This is a genomic window from Bacillus sp. AFS055030, assembly GCF_002574545.1.
Taxonomy (GTDB): Bacteria; Bacillota; Bacilli; order Bacillales; family Bacillaceae_G; genus Gottfriedia.
In genome coordinates this window covers 1-3848 of record NZ_NUGT01000065.1, presented here as the reverse complement: position 1 = coordinate 3848, position 3848 = coordinate 1, and the positions used below count along the sequence as shown (strand labels likewise).

General features: G+C 34.7%; 3 protein-coding genes and 9 tRNA genes. 11 read left to right on the top strand and 1 reads right to left on the bottom strand.

Translation table 11 applies throughout. The annotated features are described in order from the left end of the window. The first annotated feature begins 197 nt into the window (after positions 1-197). The 10 genes from CN925_RS15970 (at position 198) to CN925_RS15925 (ending at position 2037) form a co-directional block, all read left to right on the top strand. Positions 198-270: transfer RNA gene (locus tag CN925_RS15970), tRNA-Thr, on the top strand. Positions 271-280: 10 nt separating this feature from the next. Next, positions 281-365 (top strand) — tRNA-Tyr (locus tag CN925_RS15965). A 5-nt stretch (positions 366-370) separates the two neighbouring features. Beyond that, positions 371-444: transfer RNA gene (locus CN925_RS15960), tRNA-Trp, on the top strand. A 16-nt stretch (positions 445-460) separates the two neighbouring features. Beyond that, positions 461-536: transfer RNA gene (locus CN925_RS15955), tRNA-His, on the top strand. Between the two features lie 77 nt (positions 537-613). Then, a tRNA-Gln gene (locus CN925_RS15950) sits at positions 614-688 on the top strand. Positions 689-693: 5 nt separating this feature from the next. Next, a tRNA-Gly gene (locus CN925_RS15945) sits at positions 694-768 on the top strand. Positions 769-774: 6 nt separating this feature from the next. After that, positions 775-845: transfer RNA gene (locus tag CN925_RS15940), tRNA-Cys, on the top strand. A 17-nt stretch (positions 846-862) separates the two neighbouring features. Further along, positions 863-948, top strand: a tRNA-Leu gene (locus CN925_RS15935). A 91-nt stretch (positions 949-1039) separates the two neighbouring features. After that, positions 1040-1122, top strand: a tRNA-Leu gene (locus tag CN925_RS15930). Between the two features lie 381 nt (positions 1123-1503). Further along, on the top strand, positions 1504-2037 hold the full coding sequence (locus CN925_RS15925) for a hypothetical protein (protein ID WP_098847076.1): 534 nt from the start codon (positions 1504-1506) through the stop codon (positions 2035-2037). A 185-nt stretch (positions 2038-2222) separates the two neighbouring features. Here the strand turns inward: CN925_RS15925 and CN925_RS15920 are convergent, their stop codons facing one another. Beyond that, a complete protein-coding gene (locus CN925_RS15920; protein WP_098847075.1) occupies positions 2223-2513 on the bottom strand; it encodes a hypothetical protein in 291 nt (96 codons plus the stop codon). 465 nt (positions 2514-2978) lie between these two features. On the opposite strand from CN925_RS15920, the gene queG reads away from it, so the two are divergent. Next, positions 2979-3848, top strand: an 870-nt coding sequence (gene queG / locus CN925_RS15915; protein ID WP_098847357.1) for a tRNA epoxyqueuosine(34) reductase QueG, incomplete at its 3' end; no start/stop codon positions are given.

The following is a 3848-nucleotide window of genomic DNA, read 5'->3' as shown; positions in this document are numbered from 1 at the left end:
CCGTCCCGAGCCACCATCTTGAAAAATATGGCAACAAATAAATTTTAATACGCCGACTTAGCTCAATTGGTAGAGCACGAACGAATAAACTTCGTAGCAAAACCTCAGCGTACTTGTCGAGCAACATCTTGGAATTCTTCCTGAGACAAGGACGACTAATAAACGAACTAAATATGGCAACAAATAAATTTTAATACGCCGACTTAGCTCAATTGGTAGAGCAACTGACTTGTAATCAGTAGGTTGGGGGTTCAAGTCCTCTAGTCGGCACTCTTTAACCGGAGGGGTAGCGAAGTGGCTAAACGCGGCGGACTGTAAATCCGCTCCCTGTGGGTTCGGCGGTTCGAATCCGTCCCCCTCCACCATTTATAGGGGCATAGTTTAACGGTAGAATAGAGGTCTCCAAAACCTTTGGTGTGGGTTCGATTCCTACTGCCCCTGCCAATTAAATAAAATAATGGCGATCGTGGCGAAGTGGTTAACGCATCGGATTGTGGTTCCGACACTCGTGGGTTCGATTCCCATCGGTCGCCCCATATAATTTATAACGATTGCTCAAGTGAGTAATATAATTTATAATAAATTGAATATAGTATATAAAGTTCTTAATTAATGGGCTATAGCCAAGCGGTAAGGCAACGGATTTTGATTCCGTCATGCCCTGGTTCGAATCCAGGTAGCCCAGCCATTTATGCGGAAGTAGTTCAGTGGTAGAATACAACCTTGCCAAGGTTGGGGTCGCGGGTTCGAGCCCCGTCTTCCGCTCCAAATTACGGCGGTATAGCCAAGTGGTAAGGCAGAGGTCTGCAAAACCTTTATCATCGGTTCAAATCCGGTTACCGCCTTTTAGATTTTACCCCACGCCGGGGTGGTGGAATTGGCAGACACACAGGACTTAAAATCCTGCGGTTGGTGACAACCGTGCCGGTTCGAGTCCGGCCCTCGGCATCAAAAAAACCTCTTACTTTGTAAGAGGTTTTTAATTTCAGATTTGATTGGACAATTTGTCTTTCATATATTATAATTATTGTATAACTTTGGCGGTGTGGTGGAATGGCAGACACGCCTGACTCAAAATCAGGTATCTTCACGGATGTGCAGGTTCAAGTCCTGTCACCGCTATATAAATGCTAACAAAAAAAGCTTTGCACTAATTGTGCAAAGCTTTTTTTGTTTTTCTTGCACATGGCAAAATATCTCCAAATAATGTTGTCAGCTGATAAGAAACCTTTAGTGACAATGACAGAAATTGATATTAAACATTTTATATTGATCCTATGCAAGAAAGCGGATTGTAAACAACGTGCATTAACACGAGATTGCTAGCTAGTAAAAGAAGTCATGCGTTGCGATGATTTACTAGTACGCAAAGGAATTTACCAGTAGATAGTAAATCGTTCTACAAGGAATTTTTTTGAATTTTCAAACCAACTCTTTACAATATTAATGTTAAAATTATTATGAGTATGTAGACAAAAGGAGTGAGTTGCAATAAATAAATATTTGAAAATTGGTTTGTTGTTTGTAGGTTTGATTGCTGTTTCATTTTTATCTTGGAAAATAGTTAAAATTATTGTTTTTAAAAATGAATATCATGTTGCAAATATAAAATATGACAAAGAAAAGATTCCTCCAGCTTCAAAGGAAGGAGCAGATATTGCAAGAACACACGATATATTAAATAATTTAACTGGTTGGTTAAATTATCAACAATTCAAAAATCCAAACTCTCCAGCTTGGGAAGATAAAAAATCTGAATTGGAATCTATTCTCACATATTTTGAAAAAATACTTAGCAATGTAGATGAAAATAGCGATTTGCACGATGATTTAGATTTAGCTAACAAGTTAATGAAATTGGCAATTGATCAAAAAGACATGAAAGCTTTGTTGTATACTCATCGAATAATGCACGATTTAGACAACAAGATTAATCATACCCAAGGAAGAATTGTTGTTTTCAATAGCGCAAAAGCTGGAAATGGAAATGCAGAAAAAGTGGATGATTATATGGCTTATTTAAAAAATCAGAGATAGCTTAATGGCTGTCTTTTTCTTTTATCCTAAAACACAGATTTTACTGCATTATTCTTGGAACTTTAATTGATTCTTCATCAGCATTAAATAATTGTCATATAGAGCTATTAACATCCACATAAAGAAAGGCAGCGAACATCTATATAGTCGCTGCCTTCTTTATGTGGATATTAGCAATCCTAACATTACATTTTTACATACTTACGTTTTTGCTTAAGCCAATCAAATTGTTTTGGATTTCTTTTATTTGCTAAAGTAACTACAAGACCAGTTGTTGCTATTAATAGGCTTGCAGCAGCTACTTTAATCGTAAATTGTTTTGCATCTTTTAATTTCTCATTATTGTATCGATCAAGTTCTTTAAGTGTATCTTGTGTAAGATCAATTCTGTCGTTTGTTTCTTCAATCAAACTACAGACACCCTCAAAACTTTCGACTAAAGGATTCTTTTCTTCTTTTACCAAAGGATTTGTCATAATTACTCTCCTCCTAAATTTATCCTATAAAGAAGAATTCTATGAGAAAATTCATTATACCTTTATTCAAATTTCTACAAATCTTTCAATAGCCTCTGCTGTTAGCTACTTATACTCTTCATCTGTTATTTTATATGGCTTTTAACAATTTCAATTCTCGATTTTTTCTTAAATTATGATAACATTTTCGACAAAATATGATTTTATTCTTGAATATGTGACATATTTATGATAAATTTAATTACAAGTTCATTAAAACCTACTAAATACTTATTTCATTTGTATTAGTAGTTTAGCACTTATAACTTGATAACAACGCAGTGTATTGATTCATTTGAGAACGATACATTGCGTTTTTTTATATTAAAAAGTCTATTATTACAGGCTTTTGTGTCATAATTAGATAATGAAATAATTTTCTGACTAGAATAGGAAATATAATTAACAGGCAGTTAGGTGATTCTTGTGAATATGAAAGAATTTCAAAAAGAATTAATTTTATATAGTAAAGAAATTGGAATAGATAAGATTGGATTTACGACTGTTGATCCCTTTTTAACATTAAAAAATCGATTATATAAGCAGCAAGAATTAAATTATCAATCGGGTTTTGAGACAAAGGATATTGAACGAAGAGTAGATGCGAAAAAAATAATGACTGAAGCAAATTCAATTATTGCAATTGCTCTAGCTTATCCATCTAAATTAAAAAATCCTCCTAAAAGTAAAAAGGGATCTACAAGGGGAATCTTTTGTAGGGCCTCATGGGGGGAAGATTATCATGTAGTTGTAAAAAAGAAATTACTTCAGCTTGAGTCTTTTATTTTATTACATTATCCGAATGCAAAGGTTCAATCGATGGTCGATACTGGTGAGCTAGTAGATCGAGCAGTGGCTGAAAGAGCGGGGATCGGATGGAGTGCTAAAAATTGTTCAATTATTACGCCAGAATTCGGTTCTTATGTATATTTAGGCGAAATGATTACCTCACTACCTTTTGAACCTGATTCACCTATTGAAGAGCAGTGTGGAGAATGTACAAAATGCCTTGATGTTTGTCCGACAAGTGCGATTGTTTCTCCAGGTCAATTAAATGCTAAAAATTGTATTGCTTTTTTAACCCAATCAAAAGAAATGATACCTGTTGAGTTTCGAAAAGAGCTGGGAAATCGCATATATGGATGCGATACATGTCAGACAATTTGTCCTAAAAATAAAGGAATTAATTTTACTCATCATACTGAGATGGAAGCTGATCCGGAAACAGTAAAACCTTTATTACGTTCTGTTTTAAAAGTAAGTAACAGAGAGTTTAAAAATCAGTTTGGCAAAATG